We start from the raw sequence: 24,416 nt of genomic DNA, 5'->3' as shown, positions 1-24,416 counted from the left end.
GTGACGGCTTACACCTTCGAGACCATCACCGACGCCCAGGCCGCGGCCTTCACGGCTGGCGATACGCTGACCTTCACCACGCCGGGCGCGACGGCCTCGCAGGTGCGGGTGCTGTTTACGCCGGCGTCGGGCGGATCGGGGATCCCGCCCAGCCCCCTCATCCCGGCCAAGATCACCCTGGCGTACAACGGGATCTCGCGGGATTTCCCCGCGGCGGCCATGGCGGGCAACGGCGGCTTCACCGGCCAGATCAACTTTCCCGACGGCTCCATGCTCTATCCGGGCACGGGCGGGGCGGACTCCATCCAGGGATCGGGATTTGGCGACGGCCTCTATGGCGACGAGGGGTCCGACAGCTTCGCCGGCGGCGACGGGGATGACTTCATCCAGGGAAACGCCGGGGCCGACACCCTGTCCGGCGGCGCGGGCAATGACACGGTCTATGGGGGCCGGGACTCCGACCTGATCGACCTGGGCCCCGGCGCCAACTGGGCCAACGGCAACATCGGCGCGGATACGGTCACCGGGGGCGCCGGGAACGACACCCTGTTGGGCGGCCAGGACAGCGATGACCTGAGGGCCGGCGACGGCGCCAACTATGCCTCGGGCGACCTGGGCGCCGACACCCTCACCGGCGGGACCGGGGCCGACACCCTGCTGGGCGGGGACGGGGCCGACAGCCTGTCGGCCGGCGACGGGGCCAACCGGCTGGACGGCGCCACGGGAGCGGACACCCTTCTGGCCGGCGCGGGCGCCGACACCCTCTTGGGCGGGGACGCCAATGACAGCCTCTCCGCCGGGGCGGGGAACAACAGCCTGTCCGGGGATACCGGGGCGGACACCCTGTCGGCCGGGACCGGCTCGGACACGATCTCCGGCGGGGCCGACAACGACCTGATCACCGGGGGCGGCGGCGACGACAGCGTCAACGGCAACCAGGGCGAGGACAGCGTCACGGGCGGCTCCGGGCGCGACAGCCTGCTGGGCGGACAGGGGAACGACACCCTGGTCGCCGGCGAGGGCGCCAACTACCTGCACGGCAACCTGGGCGAGGACACCCTGCTGGCCGGGGCGGGCGCCGACACGATCCTGGGCGGCCAGGGCAATGACGCGGTGGACGCCGGCGACGGCGCCAACCTGGTCTTCGGCGACCTGGGCAATGACACCCTCATCACCGGGACCGGCGCCGATACGGTGCTGGGCGGCGGCGGGGACGACCGGATCCTGCTGGCCGGGGCGGGTGTGGACAGCGTCGACGGCGGATCGGGCGCCGACACGATCATCGGCGACGCCGGGACCGGCGCGTCAGTCATCCTGGGCGGCGACGGCGACGACAGCCTGGTGGCCAATGCGGGCGCCTCCACCCTGTCCGGCGGCGAGGGCGCCGACACCCTGGCGGGCGGCGCCGGCGCGGAATCCCTGTCGGGCGGCGCGGGGAACGACGTCATCACGGGCGGCGCGGCGGCCGACACGATCAGCGCCGGGGACGGCGCCGACAGCGTTCTGGGCGGCGGCGGCAATGACCGGGTCGACCTGGGCCTGGGGAACGACACGGTGGCCACCCTGGGCGGCGCCGACCTGGTCCTGGGCGGCGAAGGCGACGACAGCGTCAGCGCCGCCGGCGGCGCCAACACCCTGTGGGGAGGCTCTGGCGCCGACACCCTGGCCGCCGGTGGCGGCGCCGACCTCCTGTCCGGCGAAGACGGGAATGACCGCCTGGAGTCCGGCGAGGGCGCCAACAGCCTGTCCGGCGGGGCGGGGAACGACACCCTGGCCTCGGGGACCAGCGCCGACACCCTGATGGGTGGCGACGGGGACGACAGCCTGAGCGCCGGGGCCGGCGACGACACGGTCGAGGGCGGGGCGGGGAACGACACCCTCCTGTCGGGCGGGCTCGCCGGCGGCGCCACCCTGCGCGGCGGCGACGGCGACGACCGCCTGGACTTCTCGGCCAACAGCTCGGGCTCGGTCGCCGGATACGGCGGGGCTGGAAACGACAACCTGACCGGCGGGGCCGGCCTCGACTTCCTGCAGGGGGACGAGGGCGCGGACACCCTGACCAGCGGCGGCGGGCCCGACACCCTGAGCGGCGGCCTGGGGGACGACCGCCTTGTCGGCGGCGGCGGGGCGGCCTCTCTCTCGGGCGACTCCGGCGCGGACACCATCCTGGGCGGCGGCGGGTCCGAGACGATCCTGGGCGGGGATGGCGACGACCGGGTGATCTCCGGCAATGGCGGCGACAGCGTGCTGGGCGGGGCGGGGAACGACACCGTCCAGGGCGGCGACCCGGCCGACCGGCTGCTGGGCGGCGACGGCGACGACTCCCTCGCCGCCATGGAAGGCGACAACCAGGCCTGGGGCGGCGCGGGGAACGACACCCTGCAGGGCGGGACCGGCCTGGACACCCTTTTGGGCGAGGATGGCGACGACAGCCTGTTCGGGGGCCTGGGGGGCAACTCCCTGTCAGGGGGCGCGGGGAACGACGCCCTGGTCGGCGACGGGACCCTGTCGGGCGAGACCGGCGCGGACACCCTGGCCGGGTCCATGGGCGACGGCAGCCTTTCGGGCGGGACCGGGGCGGACAGCCTGGCGGGAAGCGGCGGCGCCGACACCCTGCGCGGCGGGGCGGGCGCCGACACCCTGAGCGGCGGGGCCGGCGCCGACCGCTTCGTCTTCGCCCTGGGCGACGCCGGATCCCAGACCCCGGGAACCATGGAGGTCATTACCGACTTCAACTCCGCCGAGGGCGACGAACTGGACATGGGCCTTGGCGGCGGCGTCAGCGGCTTCACCGCCCAGCCGGCCGAGACCTACGAGTCGGCCCTGACCCAGGCCGAGGGGCTCATCAGCTCCGGCCTGCATGACGTCGTCTATACGGTGGTCGGCGCCGCCGACACCTATGTCTTCGCCGACACCGACAACGACAACCGGATCGACCTCTACATCCGGCTGGCGGCCTACAGCGGCTCGCCCCTGACCGGGACCGAGGGCCCGGACACCCTGACCGGCAATGGCGGGGCGGACCTGCTGAACGGCTTTGGCTCAGGCGACCTGATCATCGGCGACAACGACCCGATCTTCGGTGGAGCCGACACCCTGGACGGCGGGACCGGAAACGACACCCTGAACGGCATGGCCAACGACGACCTCCTGGTGGGCGGCGAGGGCGACGACAGCCTGGTGGGTGGGGCGGGGAACAACAACCTGGACGGCGGGACCGGGAACGACACCCTGACCGGCTTCGCCGGGAACGACACCCTGTCGGGCGGCGACGGGAACGATGTCGTCAGCCCGAGCGACGGGGCGAACTCGGCGAGTGGCGGGACCGGCGACGACACCCTGACCGGCGGGGCGGGGAATGACACCCTCCTTGGCGACGCAGGGGACGACCGGATTGGCGGCAACGACGGCGACAACAGCCTGATGGGCGGCGCCGGGAACGACAGCTTCTTCGGCGGCGCCGGAGGCGACACCACCCTGGGCGGCGACGGGTCGGACCAGCTGGACGGCGGCGGCGGGGCGGACTCCCTGAACGGCGAGACCGGGGCTGACCTGGTGCTGGGCGGCGCGGGCGCAGACACGGTCAGCGACGCCTTGGGCGCAGACAGCCTGGCCGGCGGGGCGGACAACGACTCCCTCGTGGGCGGCGGGGCGGAGGGCGACAGCCTGTCCGGCGACGCGGGGGGCGACACCCTGTCCGGTGGGGCGGCGGACGACACCCTGGCCGGCGGTGACGGCGACGACCGGATCCTGACGGGCGACGGCGCCAACCGCGCCGACGGCGGCGCGGGCGCCGACCTGGTGCTGGGCGGGACCGGAGGCGATTCCGTGCTGGGCGGCGATGGCGCCGACACCCTGGACGGGGCGGACGGGGCCGACACCCTGGCGGGCCAGACGGGCGCCGACAGCCTGTGGGGCGCAGCCGGGCTCGACAGCCTGGCGGGCGGCGCCGACAACGACACCCTGGCCGGTGACGCCGGGAACGACACCCTGGCCGGCGATGCGGGCTCGGACTCCCTGTCCGGCGGGACCGGGGACGACAGCCTGGTCGGCGGCGACGGCAACGACACCTTCAGCGGCGGGGCCGGCGCGGACGTCATGTCGGGCGGAGATGGCGATGACGCCTACCTGATCACCGACACCTCCGAGCTGGACCCGGCGGAGTCCTTCGACGGCGGGGCGGGGACGGACAGCCTGTCCATCGCCGTCTCGACCAACTTCCCCACGGGGCTCTTCCTGACCAGCGTGGAGAGCCTGTTCATCGCCGCCGGCACGGTGGTGAACATCACCACGACCCAGCTGTCGGGCTTCAGCGTCGCCTCGGGGGGCGGGTCGGGGGCGACCCTGAAGATGAACGTGCCCTCGGGGGGAGCCTTCACCCTGCCCAGCCTGGGGTATGCGGGCCTGATCGTGCAGATCTCCGGGGGACCGGGGAACGAGAACATCACCGGCGGGGGCGGAGCGGACTCCATCCTGGGCGGCGCCGGCAACGACACCCTGGTCGGCCTCGCCGGCGACAACACCCTGGTGGGCGAGGCGGGCGCCGACAGCCTGTTCGGGGGAACCGGGGCGGAATCCCTCGTCGGCGAGGACGGGAACGACACCATCAGCACAGGCGACGGCGCCAACGCCGTGCTGGCCGGGCTGGGCGCCGACACCGTCCTGGGCGGGACGGGGAACGACTGCGTCTTCGGCGACGACGGCGACGATACGGTGGACGCCGGGGCGGGGAACAACACCGTGCTGGGCGAGACCGGGGCGGACAGCCTGTTGGCCGGGGCCGGTGACGATTCCTTCGTCGGCGGCGACGGTAACGACACCCTGGCGGGCGGCTCCGGGGCCAACACCCTGTCGGGCGAGACCGGCGCCGACAGCCTGGTGGCGGGGGCCGGAGCGGACTCGATCCTCGGCGGCGACGGCAACGACCGGATCGGCGCCGGGGACGGCGCCAACCAGGTTGACGGGGGGCTGGGCGAAGACTCGATCCTGGCGGGCATTGGCGGCGACACCCTGGCGGGCGGCGCCGGGAACGACACCCTGACCGGCGGCCTGGGGGCGGACAGCCTGTCGGGGGGAACCGGAGACGACCTCTTCGTCTACACCGCGGCGGGCGAGTCCGGCTCGGGCGAGACGGTGGATGGCGGCGGCGGAACCAACACGGTCTCGCTGACCGCGGCGGTCGACATGACCGGGGCGATCTTCAGCAACGTCCAGGCGGTGACGATCGGCTCGGGCCTGACCGGGACCTTCTCGGGCGCCCAGCTGACCGGCCAGACCTTCACGATGAGCGGCGTCGCCGGCGGGGCGGTGGAGACCCTGGTGGTGAACGTGGCTTCGGGCACGACCACGGACCTGACGGCCCTGGGGACGGTCAGCGACCTGACGGTGCAGGTGAACGGCGCGGCGGGCAACGAGAACATCACGGGCTCTGCGGCGGCGGAGTCGATCTCCGGCCAGGGCGGCGCCGACACCCTGGCGGGGGGAGGCGGCGCGGACACCCTGTTCGGCGGAACGGGCGCGGACAGCCTGTCCGGCGGCGGCGGCGACGACCTCTTCGTCTATTCGGCGGCGGGCGAGGTGAGCGCCGGCGAGGCCGTGGACGGCGGGGCGGGCGCGAACGCCCTGCAGCTGAACGCCTCGATCGACCTGACCGGGGCGACCTTCACGAACCTCCAGGCGGTGAACATCGCCAGCGGCCTGACGGCGACCTTCGCCGGGGTGCAGATGACGGGCCAGGCCTGGACGGTGAACGGCGTGGCGGGCGGCGCGGCCGAGACCCTGGTGGTGAACGCCGCCGCCGGGACCAGCGCCGACCTGTCCGGCCTGACCCTCAGCAATGTCGTTGTGCAGGTGAACGGGGCGGCGGGGGACGAGACCCTGACGGGCTCGAACATCGCCGACACGATCTCCGCCGGGGCGGGCAATGACCTTGTCCGGGGCGGCGACGGCGCCGACACCGTGGACGCCGGGACGGGGAACAACACCGTGCTGGGCGAGACGGGGGCGGACAGCCTTGCCGGCGGGACCGGTGACGATTCCCTTGTCGGCGGCGACGGTAACGACACCCTGGCGGGCGGCTCCGGGGCCAACACCCTGTCGGGCGAGACCGGCGCCGACAGCCTGCTCGCGGGCACGGGCGCAGACTCCCTGCTGGGCGGCGACGGCAATGACACGATCAGCGCCGGGGACGGCGCGAACGTGGTCCAGGCGGGCCTGGGCGCGGACTCGGTCCTGGGCGGCGTGGCGACGGACGTCGTCTCCGGGGACGACGGCGACGACACGATCGACGGCGGCGCGGGGAACAACACCATGACGGGGGACACCGGCGCCGACAGCCTGGTGGCGGGGGCGGGCGCCGACTCGATCCTCGGCGGCGACGGCAACGACCGGATCAGCGCCGGGGACGGCTCCAACCAGGTTGACGGCGGTCTGGGCGAAGACTCGATCCTGGCGGGCATTGGCGGCGACACCCTGGCGGGCGGCGCCGGGAACGACACCCTGACCGGCGGCCTCGGGGCGGACAGCCTGTCGGGCGGAACCGGAGACGACCTCTTCGTCTACACCGCGGCGGGCGAGTCCGGATCGGGCGAGACGGTGGATGGCGGCGGCGGAACCAACACGATCTCGCTGACGGCCTCCCTGGACATGACCGGGGCGACCTTCGCCAACATCCAGGCGGTGACGATCGGCTCGGGCCTGACCGGGACCTTCTCGGGCAGCCAGCTGACCGGCCAGACCTTCACCATGGCCGGCGTGGCCGGCGGGGCGGTGGAGACCCTGGTGGTCAACGTGGCTTCGGGCACGACCACGGACCTGACGGCCCTGGGGACAATCAGCGACCTGACGGTCCAGATCAACGGCGCGGCGGGCAACGAGAACATCACCGGCTCGGCGGCCTCGGAGTCGCTGAGCGGCCTTGCCGGGAACGACACGCTTGCAGGCGGCGGCGGGAACGACACCCTGCTCGGCGGCGCGGGCAATGACAGCCTGGCGGGTGACGCCGGCAACGACCTCTTCGTCTATGCGGCGGCGGGGGAGTCCGGAGCAGGCGAAGCCATCGACGGCGGGGCGGGAACCAACACGGTCTCGCTGACGGCCTCCCTGGACATGACCGGCGCGACCTTCGCCAACATCCAGGCGGTGACGATCGGCTCGGGCCTGACCGGGACCTTCTCGGCCAGCCAGCTGGCGGGTCAGACCTTCACCATGGCCGGCGTGGCTGGCGGGGCGGTGGAGACCCTGGTGGTCAACGTGGCTTCGGGCACGACCACGGACCTGACGGCCCTGGGGACGATCAGCGACCTGACGGTGCAGATCAACGGCGCAGCCGGGAACGAGAACATCACGGGCTCGGCGGCGTCGGAGTCGCTGAGCGGCCTTGCCGGGAACGACACACTTGCAGGCGGCGGCGGGAACGACACCCTCCTCGGTGGGGCGGGCAATGACAGCCTGGCGGGTGACGCCGGCAACGACACCTTCCTCTACAGCGCCGCGACGGACGCCAGCACGGGCGACACCGTGGACGGCGGGACCGGGACCAACACCGTCCAGTTCAGCGCCAGCGTCGACGTCTCTGCTGTGAGCTTCAGCAACATCCAGGCCCTGCTGGTCAACGAGGGCTTCACGGCCACCTTCGCCGGCAGCCAGATCACGGGCCAGGCCTGGTCCGTCGCCGGCGCGGCGGGCGGCGTGACCGAGACCGTGGTGGTGAACGCAGCCTCGGGATCGACGGTGAGCCTCGCCGCCCTTGCCTCGGTCACCAACGCCGCCATGTCCCTGGTCGGCGCGGCCGGGGCGGAAAACCTTACCGGCTCGTCCGGAACGGACAGCCTGACCGGCGGCGGCGGGGCCGACGTCCTGGCGGGCGGCGGCGGCAACGACACCTTCGTCTATTCCGGGGCATCCGACGGCGTCACCGGCGAGACCGTGGACGGCGGGGCCGGGACCAACACCATCGCCTTCGCGGCCACCGTGGACGTCAGCGCCGTCGCCTTCAGCAACATCCAGGCGGTGACGATCGGCAGCGGCCTGACAGCCACCTTCAGCGCCACCCAGCTGGCGGGCCAGACCTGGACGGTCGGCGGCGTCTCCGGCGGGGCGGTGGAGACCCTGGTGGTCAACGTGGCGTCTGGCGCCACGGCGAGCCTGTCGAGCCTCGGCGCGGTCTCCAACGCCACGGTCCAGTTGACAGGCGCGGCGGGGAACGAGGACATCACCGGCTCGGGATCGGCGGACTCCCTTCTCGGCCTGGCCGGGGACGACACCCTGTCCGGCGGCGGCGGCAATGACACCCTCGTCGGCGGCGACGGCGCGGACAGCCTGTCCGGCGGCCTTGGCGACGACACCTTCCTCTACAACGCCGGGTCGGAGGTCGCGGCGGGCGAGGCCGTGGACGGCGGCGCCGGGACCAACACCGTCTCCCTCGCCGCCTCCATCGACATGAGCGCGGTGACCATCACCGGCATCCAGGCGCTGGCGATCGGCAGCGGCCTGACGGCGACCTTCTCGGGCGCCCAGCTGTCGGGCCAGACCTGGTCGGTCGGCGGCGTCGCAGGTGGGGCGACGGAGACCCTGGCGGTGAATGTCGCCACCGGGACCACCGTCAGCCTTGCGAGCCTCGGCGCGGTCTCCAACGCCAGCGTCCTGGTCACCGGCGCTGCGGGCAACGAGAACATCACGGGGTCCGCCGCGGCGGAGTCCGTCTCCGGCCTCGGCGGGGACGACACCCTCTCGGGCGGCGGCGGCAATGACACCCTGCTCGGCGGAGCGGGGGCGGACAGCCTGTCCGGCGGGATCGGCGACGACCTGTTCCTCCTGACCGCGGGTTCCGACATTGCTACCGGCGAGACCATTGACGGCGGGACCGGAACCAACACCCTCCGGTTCAGCGCCAGCGTCGACGTCGGCGGGGCGACCTTCACCAACCTCCAGGCCCTGGTCATCGACGACGGGCTGACAGCGACCTTCGACGGCGCCCAGATCACGGGGAAGACGTGGACCGTGACCGGCGTCGCCGGCGGCGGAACCGAGTCCCTTGTCGTGAACGCCGCCTCCGGGGCGACGGTCGACCTCTCGGGCCTCGGGACCGTCACCAATGTCGGCGTCACGCTCAACGGCGCGGGCGGCAACGAGGACCTCCGGGGCTCCGGCGCGGCCGACACCATTTCCGGCGTAGGCGGGAACGACACCCTGTCGGGCAATGGCGGCGCCGATGTCCTGGCCGGCGGCAGCGGAACGGACAGCCTCTCCGGCGGCCTGGGCGCCGACTCCCTCGATGGGGCGGGTAGCGCCGACACCCTGGTCGGCGGCGCCGGCGCGGACACCCTGCATGGGAGCTCGGGCGCGGATGTCTTCGTCTTCGCTGCAGGCGACACCGGGACCACCGCGGGAACGGTGGACGAGATCCTCGACTTCAACGCCGGGACGGACTCCCTGTCCCTGGGCGTGGCCGGCGGCGCGGCCAACTATACCGAAAGCCTTGCAAACGCCGGAAGCCTCGCGGGCGCCATCACCGTGGCGCAAGGCCTGATGGACGGGACCGTGCGCTATGTCTTCGTGGTGGTCGGAACAGACGGCTACCTGCTGGTCGACCGCAATGGCGATGCGGCGGTGGATGAGGCCATCAAGCTGACGGGGGTCACTGACCTCTCGTTTGGGGATGTGATCGCCTGATAACCCCACACTGACTTGGACTCGACAGACTGGGGCGCTAAGGAAAAGGTAAAGCTGATCTTAACCCCTGCGCCGAGCGCGGGCGGAACCGCGCCTTCCGGAGCCTGTCCATGACCGCCTATACCTTCGAGACCATCACCGACGCCCAGGCTGCGGCCTTCCAGCCCGGCGATACCCTGACCTTCTCCAACCCCACCCTGACGGCCCAGTCGGTGGAGGTGAGGTTCAACCCCCAGACGGGCGGCGGCGGCTTTCCGCCCGCGCCCGTGGTCCCGGCCAACATCACCCTGACCGTCGGGACGACGACAAAGGTGTTCAGCACGGCGCTGGCGGGGATGGGCGGCGTGACCGGCCAGATCAACCTGCCTGACGGCACCATGCTCTACCTCGGCACGACAGGCGCCGACAGCCGGGCGGGCTCGGCCCTGAACGACGCCCTCTATGGCAATGATGGCGATGACTCCCTGTCTGGCCTCGACGGGAACGACATCATCCAGGGCAATATCGGCAACGACACCCTGTCGGGCGGCGCCGGTGGCGACAGCCTCTATGGCGGCAAGGGCAACGACAGCGTCGTGGGCGACGCCGGCGTCAACTGGATGCACGGCAACCTCGGCGCGGACACCCTGGTGGGCGGCGCCAGCGCCGACACCCTGCTGGGCGGCCAGGACAATGACGACATCAGGGCCGGTGACGGCGCCAACTATGCTTCGGGCGACCTGGGCGCAGACACCCTCTCCGGCCAGACCGGCGCCGATACCCTGCTGGGCGGCGAAGGCGATGACAGCCTCTCTGGCGGCGACGGGGCCAACCGCCTCGAGGGCGGTTCGGGCGCGGACGTCATCGCCGGCGGCGCCGGCGCCGACGTGATCTCGGGCGGTGACGACAACGACACCGTGACCGACGCCGGGGGCGCCAACAACATCTCGGGTGACGGCGGGGCCGACAGCCTGACGGGCTCCATCCTCGCCGATACGATCTCCGGCGGTGCGGGCAACGACACAGTGGTGGGCGGCGGCGGCGCCGACAGCGTGAACGGCAACGCCGGGGCGGACAGCCTGGTGGGCTCAGCCTCCGCGGACACCCTGCTGGGCGGCCAGGACAACGACACCCTGACCGGGTCGGACGGGGCGAACTTCCTGCACGGCAACATCGGCAATGACAGCGTCACCGCCGGGACCGGCGCCGACACGATCTATGGCGGCCAGGGCAATGACGACCTCAGGGCCGGCGACGGCGCCAACCTGGTGTTCGGCGACCTGGGCGACGACACCCTGGCCGGCGGGACCGGCGCCGACAGCCTGACGGGCGGCGACGGCAATGACCGCTTCGTCCTGGGTGCGGGGACCGGGGCGGACAGCGTCGACGGCGGCGCAGGAAGTGACACGGTCGTGTCCGACGCCGGGACGGGCGCCTCGGTGATCCTCGGCGGCGCCGGAGACGACAGCCTGGGCTCCAACGCGGGCGCCTCCACCGTGACTGGAGACGCGGGCAACGACACCCTGTTCGGTGGCGGGGGCAACCAGTCCCTCTCCGGCGGCGAAGGCAACGACTCCGTCGCCTCCGGGGCCGGCAACGACATTGTCGACCTGGGCGCCGGCAACGACACCGCCGACGTTGGCGCGGGCAACAACCTTGTCACGGGCGGTGACGGCAACGACAGCGTCGCCGCGGGTTCCGGCAATGACAATGTGACCGGCGGGGCGGGTGCCGACACGGTCTCGGCCGGCGACGGCGCCAACACCCTGACGGGCGGCGCAGACAACGACAACCTCAGCTCCGGGACTGGCAACGACCTGATCTCGGGCGACGAGGGCGATGACAGCGTCAACGCCGGGGCCGGGGCCAACAGCGTCACCGGCGGCGCGGGCAATGACACCCTGATCGGTGGCGCCGGTACGGACACCCTGACGGGCGGCGACGGCAATGACCGCCTGGCCAGCTCTGGGGCGGGTGCGGACACGATGGATGGCGGCGCGGGCGCCGACACCCTGGTGTCGGGCTCTGGCTCCTCGACCCTGGTGGGCGGGACCGGCGACGACGCCCTGGACCTGTCCGCCAACGCGGCCTCCTCGGTCATTGGCGACGGCGGCGAAGGCAATGACAGTATCCTGGGCGGCGCGGGCATCGACTATGTCACCGGCGGCCTGGGCAACGACACCGTGGTCTCGGGCGGCGGCGCCGACAGCCTGATCGGCGGCGACGGGACCGACAGCCTGGTGGGCGGTGCGGGCGGCTCCTCCCTCACCGGCGACGCCGGGGCGGACACCGTGGCCGGCGGCGCGGGTTCGGAAACGATCTCGGGCGGCGACGGCGCCGACAGCATCACCTCGGGCGGTGGCGCGGACCTGATCCTCGCCGGGACGGCCAACGACACGGTCCTGGGCTCCACGGGCGGCGAAACCGTGCTCGGCGCCGAGGGCGACGATTCCGTCTCGGCCATGGCCGGGAACAACAGCGTCGACGGCGGCGTGGGCAATGACACCCTGTCCGGCACGACCGGCACGGACACCCTGGTGGGAGGCGATGGCGCCGACAACCTCAGCGCCGACACGGGCGCCAATACGGTGACCGGCGGCCTCGGGACGGACACGCTCTCGGGCGACGGCACCCTGTCCGGCGATGACGCCGACGACGTCCTGAACGGCCTGTCCGGGACCGGCCTGCTCCTGGGCGGCGTCGGCGCCGACACCCTGAACGGCGCCGGCGGGTCGGACACGATTACAGGCGGCGCGGGTACGGACAGCCTGGCCGGCGGCACGGGGCTGGACTTCTTCACCTTCGCCACCGGCGACGCCAGCGTCCTGACCGGGGGCGCCGTGGAGACCATCTCGGACTTCACCACCACCGAGTTCGACCACTACCTGGTCGGCCTGACGGCGGCGACGAGCTACTTCACCTCGGCGGGCGCGGCCACCTATGCGGCGGCCCTGACCTCCGCCCAGGCCCTGATCACGGCCGGGCTGCATGACGTGATCTCGACGGTGGTCGCCGGCGACGGGACCTATGTGTTCGCAGACACCAATGGCGACAACGTCCTCGACACGGCGGTGCGCCTGGCGGGGCTGACGGTTGGCGTGCTGACCGGCGACATCGGGGCCGACACCCTGACGGGCAGCAACGGCGCCGACTACATCCACGGCTACGACGGCAATGACTCGCTTTCGGGCGACAACAACCCGGGGGCTGGCGGCAACGACACCCTGGTGGGCGGCAATGGCGCCGACACCATGAACGGCGGCCTGGGCGACGACGTCTTCGTCTACCGGGGCAGCTCGGAAGCGGCAGCGGGTGAGATCGTGGACGGCGTGTCCGGCACCGACACGGTGCTGGTGGTGGGCTCGACCACCTTCAACAGCGGCGTGACCTTCAACAATATCGACGCCCTGTCGATCGCCTCGGGCCAGGACGCCACGATCTCGACCGCCCAGCTCGCCACCCTGCCGACGGTCTCCGGCGGCGCGGGCTCGACCCTGACGGTCAACGTCACCTCGTCGACCTATACCCTGCCGTCGTCACAAGGCTATTCGGGTGTGGCGGTCCGCGTCGTCGGCGACGGCGGCAACCAGTTCATCACCGGCTGGACGGGCGACGAGTCGATCCAGGGTCTTGGCGGCAATGACACCCTGGTCGGCGATACCGGCAATGACACCCTCAGCGGCGGCGCCGGCAACGACAGCGTGATCGGCGGCCTGGGCAATGACGTCTTCGCCTTCGGCGGGACCTCGGAAGTGACCACGGGCGAGACCGTGGACGGGACCTCGGGCACGGACACCCTGCTCGTGACCGCCAGCACGGACCTGACCGGCCTGGTCATGCTGAACATCGACGGCGTGTCCATCGCCAGCGGCCAGACGGCCACCTTCACCGGGGCCCAGGTCACCGGTCTGGCGTGGACCGTAACGGGCGTCGCTGGCGGCGCGGCCGAGACCATGGTGGTGAACGCCGCCTCCGGCGCCACGGTCGACCTGTCGACCTTCACGGCGGTGACCAACGCCGGGATCTCCCTTGTCGGGGCGGCGGGCGACGAGGTCCTGACCGGATCGCTGGGAACGGACACGATCACCGGCGGCCTCGGGATCGACATCATGGCCGGCGGCGATGGCAACGACACCTTCGTCTACAACGGCACGCCGGACACCGCGGTGGGGGAGACGGTGAATGGCGGAAACGGCACAGACACGGTGCGCCTCGCCTCCAGCACCAACCTCACGAGCGTGGCCTTCACCAGCGTCGAAGCCTTCTCCCTCGCCGATGGCGCCACCCTGATCCTGACCGCCGCCCAGGTGGCGGGCCAGACCTGGTCCATCAACGGCACGGCGGGCGGCGGGACGGAGACCCTGAACGTCACGGCGGCGACGGGAGGCAGCGCGAGCCTGGCCAGCCTGACCGGCCTGGCCAACCTCTCCACCAACCTGAACGGGGCCCTGGGCGCCGAGACCCTGACGGGCTCGTCCGCCGCGGACCGGATCACCGGGGGCGCCGGGGCTGACAGCCTGGTCGGCGGGAGCGGTTCGGACACCTTCGTCTTCGGATCGACAGACTCCGGCCTGACCCTGGGAACGGCGGACAGTATCGCCGACTTCACCTCCGGCGCGGACACGCTGGGCCTCGGCCTTGCGGGTGACGCCACTGCGGGGACCGGCAACTATGTGGAAGCGGGCGCCGCCGTGGCGGACTTCGCCGCCGCACTGGCCGCCGCAGACATCGCCCTGGCCGCCCTGAACGGGACGTCCTCGGCGACGCAGCTCTACGCCTTCCAGTTCGACGGGACCAACGGCTACCTGTTCATCGATACGGACAGCGATGGCGACGCCGACCAGGTGATCGTCCTGGCCGGGGTGACCAGCGCCGGGATCAGCGCTGCAGACATCGTGACCTGAGGCCCGCCCTCAGAGCGCGATGTCGAAGCTGCGGGACAGGATGGCGCGTCCGTCCCGCAGGACCGCGTAGTCGGCCCGGTAGAGTCCCGGCGGCCATCCGCCGGGCGGGGTCCTCTTGCCCACATAGACCAGCCACTGGGCCTTGCTTCGGTCCAGGGGCGCCCCCTCGCTGCGGGCGAGAACCACGCCGCCGGGCCCGGTGAGGGTCAGGACCGGCCGGTCGCCGCCGGCGAGGTTGATGGCGCGGACATAGGCCACGAGGGCCGGGGCGCTTCGCCCAGGGCGCGGCGGGCCGCCGGCCTCCACACGGGCGTTGTCCACGGGGCCGTCGGCAAAGCCGGCGTTCAACACCGCTCCGCCAGGGCGATAGGCCAGGGCCGCTCCGGCTGCGGGCGTCCAGAGGCCGGCGCCGCCAGCCCCTACCGAGCAGGCCGCCCCGCCGTCGGGCAGGAAGGGATCCACGGTCCGCGCGCCCTGCCGGACCGTGAGGTGCAGGTGGGGATACTCGGTGTTCCCTGACAGTCCGACCCGGGCGATGGGCTGGCCGGCGGCGACCTCCTGGCCCACCTTCACGCGGATCGAGCCCCGGGCCAGGTGGCAGGACTGGGTCTCCCAGCCGCCGCCGTGGTCGATGACGACGCCGTTGCCGCACTCCCGGCCAGCGACGGGCGGCGCGGCAGGGTCCTTTACCGAGACGTCCGGCTCGCCGTCGCGCAGCCGCACCACCCGCCCGGGCGCCGCGGCCAGGACGTCGACGCCCCGCGCCCGTGCAGCGTGGTCGGGGATGCGGATGTCCGTGCCCGTATGGGCCTCGTAGGTCTGGCCGCCGCAGCGGAAGTCCCGCGCCCCCGGGCCGGGATCGCGGTCGACATGGTTCTGCAGGAAGCAGTCCGAACCGGGCGTGCAGGCGATAGGCAGGGCCAGCCGCGGCGGCGCCGGCGCGGCGGCGGCGAGCAGGAGCAGGAGGGGCAGGGCGTAGAGGCTGCGCATGGGGGCACCCCACTATTGCAAGGCCTCAAGCTTGGCCCTTGGGTTGCCTCTTGTCGAGCGCCCTTGACCCCCTCCGTCCCGCGGCTTTCGCCCCGGTCCACCTCCCCCTTGGGGGAGGAATGAGTGGGCAATTGCTCCCCCAAGGGGGAGCTCCGGGCGGAGCCCGGTGAGGGGGTCAACGGCATCTCAGCTGACCCCTTCCGGCCCGCTGGGGGGAGGAATTGGGTGGGGGCGGTCCGGGTGGAGGCCGGTGGCTATTCAGGCGCCCCAGCGGATCCCGGTCAGGGTGGTCAGGCGGGCCTGGTCGGGGGCGTAGACCTGTCGCAGGAAGGCGGCGTCTTCGGGCGGGATGGGGGCGGGTTCGCCCACGTGGACCCGGCGGGGACGGACGGGCGGGGGCGGCGGGGTCCCGGCGAAGGCGGAGAGCCGGGAAAGGACGGCGGCGGGATCTGTGTCGAGGTCCTCGGCCCGGGCGATCAGGACGTCGGCGGGATCGAAGAGGGAAAAGAGGCGCTCGACCTGCTCGCCGTAGAAGCCGCGCTCGACATAGGAGAACTCGCGATGGAAGCCGAAGGGCTCGGCCTCGAAGAGGCGCTGGCGGCCCCGGCGGATGCACCAGGCGAAGGGCTGGGTCTCCGCGCCCCGGGCCGTCTCCATGCGCCAGTGGGACCAGGCCCTTTCGACCGGGTCGCGCAGCAGGAGGACGAGGCGCGCGCCCGGGCAGGCGGCGGCGATCCGCTCCAGGGCGCCGGGCCAGTAGATGTAGATGGGGGTGGCCTCGACGCGGACGCCCGGACGATCGGGGAAGTGTGCGGCGTAGGCCGACAGGTCCGGGGTCGGCGCCGCCGGGTCCTCGACGTCGAAGAAGTGGACCTCCTTGATGTCGGAGCGGACGAAGGCGGGATCGTCGCCCAGATAGTCGAAGAGGGCGGTGGTGCCGGCCTTCTGGGCGCCGATGACGATGAGGTCGACGGGCCGTTCAGGCTTCATTGGCGCAAAGCTTCGGGCTAAGAGGAAGGGCGCGCAGGCGGCGCGCCAGAGGGATGCAGAGCGTCTTGACCCAATCCGACAGTCCCGCGGCGGGCATGAAGGCGGTGATCCTGGCCGGCGGCCTGGGCACCCGGATCTCCGAGGAAAGCCACCTGCGGCCCAAGCCCATGATCGAGATCGGCGGCCGACCGATCCTCTGGCACATCATGAAGCTGTACTCCCACTTCGGGGTCCGGGATTTCATCATCTGCCTCGGCTACCGGGGCTACATGATCAAGGAGTATTTCGCCAACTACGTCCTGCACAACGCCGACCTGACGGTCGACCTGGCCAAGGGCGCGGTGGAGTACCACGCCACCCACCACGAGCCCTGGCGGGTGACCCTGGTGGACACCGGGGCCGAGACCATGACCGGCGGTCGGCTGAGGCGGGTGGCGGGCTATCTGGAGCCGGGTCAGCCCTTCTTCTTCACCTATGGCGACGGTGTCGCCGACGTGGACATCGGCGCGCTGGCGGCCTTCCACCGCTCGCATGGGCGGCAGGCGACGGTGACGGCGGTCTCGCCTCCCGGGCGCTATGGGGCCCTGGACATCAATGACGGCGCCGTAAGGCGCTTCGTGGAAAAGCCCCCCGGCGACGAGGGGCTGATCAACGGCGGCTTCTTCGTCCTCCAGCCCGAGGTGGTAAGCCGTATTTCCGGCGATCCCATGCCCTGGGAGTCGGAGCCCCTGCAAGGCCTGGCCGCCGACGGCCAGCTGATGGCCTTTCCTCACCCGGGCTTCTGGACCGGCATGGACACCCTGCGCGACAAGAACAACCTCGAGGCCCTGTGGGCGTCGGGCCAGGCGCCCTGGAAGCTGTGGTCCTGACCCGTCCTGATCCCGCCTTCTGGGCCGGAAAGCGGGTCCTGCTGACCGGGCACACCGGCTTCAAGGGCGGCTGGACGGCGATCTGGCTGGCCGCCATGGGGGCGAAGGTGACAGGCCTGGCCCTGGCGCCCGACCAGGACCCGGCCCTCTTCGACCTGGCCGGGGTGGGCGGGCTGGTGGACTCCCGGATCGCCGACCTGCGCGACGCCACCGACGTGGCCCAGACCCTGATGGCGGCCGAGTTCGACCTGGTCCTGCACATGGCCGCCCAGCCCATCGTGCGCACGGCCATCGCCGACCCCGTGGCGACCTTCGCGGCCAACATCATGGGCACCGCCCACCTGCTGCAGGCCCTGCGCGACCGGCCGGGCCTCGCCGCCGTGCTGGTGGTGACCTCGGACAAGGTCTACGCCAACGCGGAGACCGGCCGGCCCTTCACCGAGGGCGACTCCCTGGGGGGCAAGGATCCCTACTCGGCCTCCAAGGCGGCGACGGAGATCGTCACCGCCTCCATGGCCCGCAGCTATTTCGACCGGGCCGGCGTGCCGGTGGCCACGGCCCGGGGCGGAAACGTCATCGGGGGCGGCGACTTCTCCCGCGACCGGATCGTGGCCGACATCGTGCGGGCCGCGGCGGCGGACGAGGCGGTGGTCCTGCGCCATCCCGAGGCCACCCGGCCCTGGCAGCACGTGGTGGACTGCGCGGCGGGCTATCTCGTCTTCCTGGAGCGCCTGGCGAAGGACCCGGCGTCGCCGAGGGCCCTGAACTTCGGCCCTGCGCCAGGCGGGGCCGAGGTGACGGTCGGCGAGCTGGCCAGCCGGGCGACGGCGGCGCTTGGCGGGCGGCCCTGGCGGCATGAGCCGGACCCCGCCTCCCTGGAGGCCAGGGCCCTGGGCATAGACGCCGGCCTGACACGGAAGGTGCTGGGCTTCGAGAGCCGGCTGGCGGCGCCCGAGGCCATCGACTGGAGCATGGAGTGGTACCGGCGGCAGGCGGCCGGTGAGCCCGCCCTGGCCCTGTGCCGCGAGCAGATCGCGCGGTATGAGGCCCTGCCATGACCGCCCCCGCCTGCCGATTCTGCCGCGCGCCCCTGACCCAGGACTTCCTGGACCTGGGCCTCCAGCCCCTGGCCAACGCCTACCTGACGCCCGAACAGCTCGCGGCGGGGACGGAGAAGACCTATCCCCTGCACACCCGGGTCTGCGGATCCTGCTTCCTGGTCCAGGCGGACGATCCCGTGCCGGCGGGCGAGATCTTCGACGACGGCTACGCCTATTTCTCATCCTACTCGGACAGCTGGGTGGCCCACGCCCGGGCCTACGCCGGGGCCATGGCCAAGCGCTTCGGACTGGGGCCGGAGTCGCGGGTCATCGAGGTGGCCAGCAATGACGGCTACCTGCTCCAGCACTTCGTCGACATGGGCGTGCCGGTTCTGGGCATCGAGCCCACGGCCAACACGGCGGCGGCGGCGCGCGAGCGCGGGGTGCCCACCGAGGTGGTCTTCTTCCACGAGGCGACAGGGCGGGACCTGGCCGCCCGGGGCCTGACCGCCGACCTCATGGCCGCCAACAACGTCCTGGCCCACGTGCCGGACATCGGCGACTTCGTCGGCGGCTTCCGGCACGTGCTGAAACCCGAGGGCGTGCTGACCTTCGAGTTCCCGCACCTGTTGAACCTGATCGAGCAGGTGCAGTTCGACACCATCTATCACGAGCATTTCTCCTACCTGTCCCTGCTGGCGGTGGAGACGGTGCTAAAGGCCAAGGGCTTGCGGCCCTTCGACGTTGAGCTCCTTTCCACCCACGGCGGGTCGCTGCGGCTGTTCTGCTGCCGGGCGGAGGCGTCCCATGCGGAGACCGAAGCGCTGAGGGCCCTGCGCGCCCGGGAGGCGGCGGCGGGCCTGGGCAGGCTGGAAACCTACGGCGGCTTCACGGCGCGGGTCGAGGCGGTGCGGGCGGCCTTCCTGGCCTACCTGGCGCAGGCGCGGGCGGCCGGCCGCAAGGTGGCGGCCTATGGCGCGGCGGCCAAGGGCAACACCTTCCTGAACTACGCCGGCGTTGGCGCTGCGGACATCGTGGCCTGCTTCGACGCCAACCCGCATAAGCAGGGCCGGTTCCTGCCCGGCAGCCACATCCCGATCCTGGCGCCCGACCAGATCGACGCGGTGCGGCCGGACGACCTCCTGATCCTGCCCTGGAACCTGCGCGAGGAGATCATGGCGCAGACGGCCCGAATCCGCGGCTGGGGCGGCCGTTTCGTCACCGCCTCTCCCGAGCCCCGGACCTGGGACTGATGCGCTTTACGCCGACCCCCATCGCCGGCGCCGTGGTGGTGGACATGGACCCCGTCGAGGACGAGCGGGGCGCCTTCGCCCGGCTGTTCTGCCCAAGGGCCTTCGCCGCCGCCGGTCATCCCTTCTCGCCGGCCCAGACCAGCCTGTCGCGGAACACCGCCGCCTTCACCCTGAGGGGCATGCACTTCCAGGCCGCGCCCTTCGACGAGGGCAAGCTGGTGCGCGTGGCGCGGGGGCGGATCTTCGACGTCGCCTTGGACCTCCGGCCCCAGAGCCCCACCTTCCGCCAGTGGACCGGCGTGGAGCTCAGCGCCGACAATGGCCGGGCCTTCCTCATTGGCCGGGGACTGGCGCACGGCTTCCTGACCCTGGAGGCCGATACCGACGTCCTCTACGACATTGACCGCTTCTTCGAGCCCGGGAAGGGCGAGGGGGTGCGGTGGAACGACCCGGCCTTCGCCATCGACTGGCCGGCGGAACCCCGGGTGATGTCCGGGCGCGACGCCGCCTGGCCGGACTTCAGCCCCGCCTGACCATGGCCCGGATCCTCCTGACCGGCGCCAGCTCCTTCACCGGCCTTTGGATCGCCGAGGCCCTGGCCGGGGCCGGCCACGAGGTGGTCGCTCCCCTGCGACGCGGGGCGGAGGACTATCCCGGGCTGAGGGGTGAAAGGGTCGAGCGGCTGGCGGCGAGCGCCGACCGCGTCTTCGGAACGCCCCTCGACAGCGACGCCTTCCGCGACCTGGCCCGGACCGGCCGGTTCGACCTCTTCGCCCATCATGCGGCGGACATCCCCGGCTATCGCTCGCCCGACTACGACGTCGCCGCGGGCGTGGCCCGCAACCTGGCGGGTGCAGAGGCGGCGGTCCAGGCCGTGGCGGCGGGCGGCTGCCGGGCCCTGGTCTCCACCTCGACGGTCTTCGAGCCCGGCGAAGGCGGCGAGGGGCCCTATGCCCCGGCCGTGAGCCCCTATGGCGTCTCCAAGGGCCTGACCGGCCAGGCCCTGGCGGGATACGCGGAGGACGCCGGCCTGTCCTTCGGCCGGTTCGTCATCGCCAACCCCTTCGGCGTCCTGGAGGAGGGCCGGATGGCCTGGTCCCTCTTCCAGGCCTGGTTCCGGGGCGAGCCCGGGCGGGTCCTGACTCCGGCCTATGTCCGCGACAACCAGCCGGTCCCTGACCTGACGGCGGCCTATGCCCGGCTGGCGGAGCGGCTGCTGGCGGCGCCCGACCCGGTGCGGCTCGACGCCCGACCCTCGGGCCTTGTGGGGACCCAGGGCGACTTCGCCCGGCGCCTCGCCGCCGAGGCCGCCCCGCGCCTGGGCCGGGTCTGTGACCTCGTGCTCAACGACCAGGTCGACTTCCCCGAGCCGAGGGTGCGGGTGAACGACGAACCCTGCCTGCCGCCCGGCTGGACCGGCGAGGCCTTCTTCGACGCCTACTGCGCCTACTACGCCCGACTGGCGGCGGAGGGGCGGCTCAGCGGGCCGTCTTGAGCCTGGCTCAGAAGCCGTATCGACGCAGGTAGGGCAGGCCGTCCAGGGTGGCGGGGAAGGGCGCGTCCGGGCCTTCCAGGCGGGGAATGTCCGGGGGAAGGGCCGTCCCGGGCGGTACGGCGATGATGTTGAAGTCGCCGGTCAGGGTCGCCTGGCCGCCGTTCCGCGGCGCGGTCCGGGTCGCGAAGGGCACGAACAGCCAGAAGACATCGTAGCCGGCCTCGAAGAAGATCCGGATCGTGGTCCGGGCCACGTCCTCCTGCTTGCGGTCCGCCTCAGCGATCCAGGCCGGCCGGACCCGGGTGAGCAGGTCGCCGGCGCCGCGCAGGACCTCCGGCTCGAAGCCCTGGATATCCATCTTCACGACCCGGACGGCGCCGTGGACCGGGGGCGGCAGATCGTCCAATCGGGTGACCCGGACCTTCTCCTGGGGGGCTCCGCTGGCGCCGAAACCCAGTCCGCCGAAGTTAAGGCTCGAGGCCAGGCCGGCCATGGGAAAGCCCGCCAGGCCCTCCTGGGGGCCCAGGGCGGCGTGGACCGGCTCGACGTTCAGGAGGTTGTTGGAGATCGCGTTGGACGCCAGCAGGTGGCAGATCCACCTTTGAGCCTCGAAGGCCATGACCCGCCAACCCGGCCGCGCCCGGGCAAAGGGCAGGGCCAGGGAACCGATATTGGCGCCGGCGTCGATCATCACGCCGGACGGGTCCGAGGCGAGGTGCAGGAGGACGTCCAGCTCGACCCGCGAGAACTCGCCGAATGTCCGCAGGGTGGGCCCAACAATGGTGTCGGAGGCGGGGAACCGGAGGTCGAGGTCGAAGGCGCGGGTGACGTCCAGAAGGCTCATTTTCGCACAGGATCGGCCATGGCGCGCTCGACCATGGCGTACCAGTCGGTGGAGAAGCCGCGGGCGTCGCGCAGGGGGCTGGCGCCCAGGCGGTCGCGCAGGGTGCGGCGGAGCTCGCCGATCCGGGCCGGGTCGGCGGCCAGCCGCACGGCGATGTCGACGTATTCGTCGGTGGTCTTCCCCACCAGGTCGCCCAGGCCGACATTGTTGAGGATGGAGTAGCTCATTCGCTCGAAGACGGCGTCGCCCACCCGGGCCACGACCGGCACGCCCATCCAGAGGGACTCGCAGGTCGTGGTGCCGCCGGTCTGGGGGAAGGTGTCCAGCGAGATGTCCATCTGGTTGTAGAAGGGCAGGTGGCGGCCCCGGACAGTCTCGAAGACAACCCTGTCGCCCGACACGCCCTGGCCCTCGAACACCGCCCGGATATTGGCGGTGAAGGTGGGCGTCGTCCCCTCGGGCCGGACGAACATGAACTTCGAACCGGGCGTGCCGGCGACGGCCCGCGCCCAGGCCGTGACGGTCTCGCGGGTGTACTTGTAGGGGTTGTTGGCGGTGCCGAAGGTGACGTAGCCGTTACGCTCCACAGGGGCGACAGGGTCCACCGCCGGCTGCTCGCGGAAGGCGCGCTCGCCCATGGCGTACCAGGTGTGGGCCAGGAGCAGGGGTTTCTCGATCACCAGCCGCGGGTCGGGCGGGTTCATCCAGGGGTCGAGGACCAGATAGTCGATGGTCTCGGGGCCAGCGGAATGGGGATAGCCCACCCAGCTCGCCTGGCGGGGGGCCGGCCGGTAGGACATGACCGAAAGCTTGTTCATGTGGGTCGTGGCGCCCAGCTCGAACAGCATGTCGAGGTTGTCGTCGGCGATGAGCTGGGCGGCCTCGCGGTCGGTGATGTCCTTGTGCCAGCGGAAGCCGTCGACCCACTGGGCGATCTGCTTCTGGGTCGGGTCTTCCTCGCCCTGGTACCAGGAGTAGCAGAACACCTCGAACCGGTTGCGGTCGTAGTGCTCCAGGAGGGGCAGGGCGAAATAGGCCACCGGGTGGCCGCGCAGGTCCGAGGACATGTAGCCCACGCGGATCTTGCCGCCGGGCGCCCGCGGCGCGGGATGGGTGATGGGCCGCCGGGCGGCGGCGGCGTCGGCCAGCCGGCCCCAGATGCGGTGCTGCTCGACCAGCTCCAGCCGGTCCTCGGCCGTCTTCACCCGCGCCAGGTGGGCCATGAGGGCCGTGTGGCGGCCGGCTTCAGCCCAGGTGCGGCCCACCTTGGAGAAGCTGCCCAGGGCCTCCAGCCGGTCATAGTCGGCGACGCGGACGAGGAGCTCGTAGATGACCTTCAGGTTGCCGGGGGTCAGCTCGGCCTTGTCGAGCACCTCGACCATGGTGCGGTAGGCGGCCTCGAGGTTCCCGCCCTCGTCGCCGGTCCGGTCGCGGCCCAGGCTCTCGGCATAGGTGATCCGGTAGTCGACATTGTCGGGCGCCAGCTCGATGGCCCGCCGGAAGTGTTCGTTGGCCCGGATCCGGTCGTAGTCGGTCAGGGCGCCGCCGAGCTGGAAATGCAGCCAGGCCGCGTCCGGCGTGACCTTGAGCATGTCCAGCATCTGCTGCTCGGCTTCGCGCATCCGCCCCGAGCGGCGAAGCATGGACAGGCGCGCCTCCTGGAGGCGGGCCTCGCCGGGGCAGGCCTTGAGGCCGCGGTCCAGGGCCTCAAGCCCCTCGACCGGGCCGCGGGCGTCGGCGCTGGCGGCGGACAGGTCCAGCCAGGCGTCGACCATGTCAGGCTTGAGACGGGCGGCGAGGTTGAGACGCTGGATCGCCTTGTCGAAGTCCCGGGTGAACCAGTGGGCCCGGCCCAGCTGGCGCTGGTGCTCGGCGTTCGACGGGGCGTTCCGCACGAGTTGGGAAAAGACCTTGATGGCCCGGGCGTCCCGCGCGTCGTTGAAGACGTTGCCCAGGTTCTGCTGGATCGCATCGCTGCGGGGGCTGAGCCGTGCGGCCTTCTCCAGGGCGTCGACGGCCTCGGGATAGCGCTTGAGGCGCCGCAGGGCGACGCCCAGGATGTTCCAGAGCTCGGGGTCACGGGCGTGCCGCTCCACCGCCCTGCGCCCCACCTGTTCGGCCTGGGCGTAGTCGCGGTCGCGGATCAGCATGGCCCCGAAGTTACGGTAGACGGCCGCCGGCGCGTCCGGGTCGGCCTCCAGCTGGCGGGCCGTCAGCGACTTTCCCTCGTCCCGTCGCCCGGCCTGGAACGCGGCTTCGGCTTCGGCGAATCGATTGAGGGACATGGAGGCTCCGGAGCGGCGGCCGCGGGGGCTGTGGGCGGTGCGGCAATCTAGGCCCTGGCGTCCTCCGGGACAATCGCCGGGGCGCCCGGCGGCGG

The 24,416-nt window shown here is 72.2% G+C and carries 11 protein-coding genes; 7 read left to right on the top strand and 4 right to left on the bottom strand.

The window, feature by feature from the left end; all coding sequences use genetic code 11:
* Entirely contained in the window at positions 1 to 9,672 is a 9,672-nt protein-coding gene (locus tag HYN04_RS10620) for a calcium-binding protein (RefSeq protein ID WP_110450736.1), read from the top strand.
* A gap of 110 nt (positions 9,673 to 9,782) precedes the next feature.
* On the top strand, positions 9,783 to 14,555 hold the full coding sequence (locus tag HYN04_RS10615) for a beta strand repeat-containing protein (protein WP_110450735.1): 4,773 nt from the start codon (positions 9,783 to 9,785) through the stop codon (positions 14,553 to 14,555).
* Between the two features lie 9 nt (positions 14,556 to 14,564).
* Here HYN04_RS10615 and HYN04_RS10610 read toward each other — a convergent pair whose 3' ends face one another.
* Both HYN04_RS10610 and HYN04_RS10605 read right to left on the bottom strand, forming a co-directional pair.
* The gene (locus HYN04_RS10610) at positions 14,565 to 15,545 is read right to left on the bottom strand and encodes a M23 family metallopeptidase (protein ID WP_110450734.1); all 981 of its coding nucleotides are present in this window, start codon (positions 15,543 to 15,545) and stop codon (positions 14,565 to 14,567) included.
* A gap of 258 nt (positions 15,546 to 15,803) precedes the next feature.
* Complete coding sequence (locus HYN04_RS10605) at positions 15,804 to 16,535, bottom strand: sulfotransferase domain-containing protein (protein ID WP_110450733.1); 732 nt, start codon at positions 16,533 to 16,535, stop codon at positions 15,804 to 15,806.
* A 65-nt stretch (positions 16,536 to 16,600) separates the two neighbouring features.
* Here HYN04_RS10605 and rfbF point away from each other — a divergent pair, with 65 nt between their 5' ends.
* The 5 genes from rfbF to HYN04_RS10580 are packed head-to-tail and all read left to right on the top strand — an operon-like array spanning position 16,601 to position 21,192.
* Positions 16,601 to 17,404 (top strand): glucose-1-phosphate cytidylyltransferase, encoded by an 804-nt coding sequence (gene rfbF / locus HYN04_RS10600; protein WP_338418726.1) that lies wholly within the window; start codon positions 16,601 to 16,603, stop codon positions 17,402 to 17,404.
* Entirely contained in the window at positions 17,365 to 18,462 is a 1,098-nt protein-coding gene (gene rfbG, locus HYN04_RS10595) for a CDP-glucose 4,6-dehydratase (RefSeq protein ID WP_241962611.1), read from the top strand. The genes rfbF and rfbG overlap by 40 nt, the downstream gene beginning before the upstream one ends.
* Positions 18,459 to 19,697, top strand: coding sequence for a class I SAM-dependent methyltransferase (locus HYN04_RS10590; RefSeq protein ID WP_110450732.1), 1,239 nt, complete (start codon positions 18,459 to 18,461; stop codon positions 19,695 to 19,697). Before rfbG ends, HYN04_RS10590 begins: the two co-directional genes overlap by 4 nt.
* Positions 19,697 to 20,230 (top strand): dTDP-4-dehydrorhamnose 3,5-epimerase family protein, encoded by a 534-nt coding sequence (locus tag HYN04_RS10585; protein WP_110450731.1) that lies wholly within the window; start codon positions 19,697 to 19,699, stop codon positions 20,228 to 20,230. The genes HYN04_RS10590 and HYN04_RS10585 overlap by 1 nt, the downstream gene beginning before the upstream one ends.
* Positions 20,231 to 20,232: 2 nt before the next feature.
* Positions 20,233 to 21,192 (top strand): NAD-dependent epimerase/dehydratase family protein, encoded by a 960-nt coding sequence (locus HYN04_RS10580; protein ID WP_110450730.1) that lies wholly within the window; start codon positions 20,233 to 20,235, stop codon positions 21,190 to 21,192.
* Between the two features lie 7 nt (positions 21,193 to 21,199).
* Here the strand turns inward: HYN04_RS10580 and HYN04_RS10575 are convergent, their stop codons facing one another.
* Positions 21,200 to 22,036, bottom strand: coding sequence for an FkbM family methyltransferase (locus HYN04_RS10575; RefSeq protein WP_110450729.1), 837 nt, complete (start codon positions 22,034 to 22,036; stop codon positions 21,200 to 21,202).
* Entirely contained in the window at positions 22,033 to 24,321 is a 2,289-nt protein-coding gene (locus HYN04_RS10570; RefSeq protein ID WP_110450728.1) for an O-linked N-acetylglucosamine transferase, SPINDLY family protein, read from the bottom strand. The genes HYN04_RS10575 and HYN04_RS10570 overlap by 4 nt, the downstream gene beginning before the upstream one ends.
* Positions 24,322 to 24,416 lie beyond the last annotated feature (95 nt).

Origin of the sequence: Phenylobacterium parvum (genome assembly GCF_003150835.1) — a bacterium.
In the GTDB taxonomy this organism is placed as follows: Bacteria; Pseudomonadota; Alphaproteobacteria; order Caulobacterales; family Caulobacteraceae; genus Phenylobacterium; species Phenylobacterium parvum.
The sequence above is the reverse complement of the archived record's forward strand: the minus strand, read 5'-3'. Positions and strand labels throughout refer to the sequence as shown.

Bases quoted from the DNA above. Each gene is read 5' to 3' on its own strand.
- HYN04_RS10590 (WP_110450732.1), top strand. From the start codon at position 18,459: ATGACCGCCCCCGCCTGCCGATTCTGCCGCGCGCCCCTGACCCAGGAC.
- HYN04_RS10570 (WP_110450728.1), bottom strand. From the start codon at position 24,321: ATGTCCCTCAATCGATTCGCCGAAGCCGAAGCCGCGTTCCAGGCCGGG.
- HYN04_RS10580 (WP_110450730.1), top strand. From the start codon at position 20,233: ATGGCCCGGATCCTCCTGACCGGCGCCAGCTCCTTCACCGGCCTTTGG.
- HYN04_RS10610 (WP_110450734.1), bottom strand. From the start codon at position 15,545: ATGCGCAGCCTCTACGCCCTGCCCCTCCTGCTCCTGCTCGCCGCCGCC.
- HYN04_RS10585 (WP_110450731.1), top strand. From the start codon at position 19,697: ATGCGCTTTACGCCGACCCCCATCGCCGGCGCCGTGGTGGTGGACATG.
- HYN04_RS10605 (WP_110450733.1), bottom strand. From the start codon at position 16,535: ATGAAGCCTGAACGGCCCGTCGACCTCATCGTCATCGGCGCCCAGAAG.
- HYN04_RS10615 (WP_110450735.1), top strand. From the start codon at position 9,783: ATGACCGCCTATACCTTCGAGACCATCACCGACGCCCAGGCTGCGGCC.
- HYN04_RS10575 (WP_110450729.1), bottom strand. From the start codon at position 22,036: ATGAGCCTTCTGGACGTCACCCGCGCCTTCGACCTCGACCTCCGGTTC.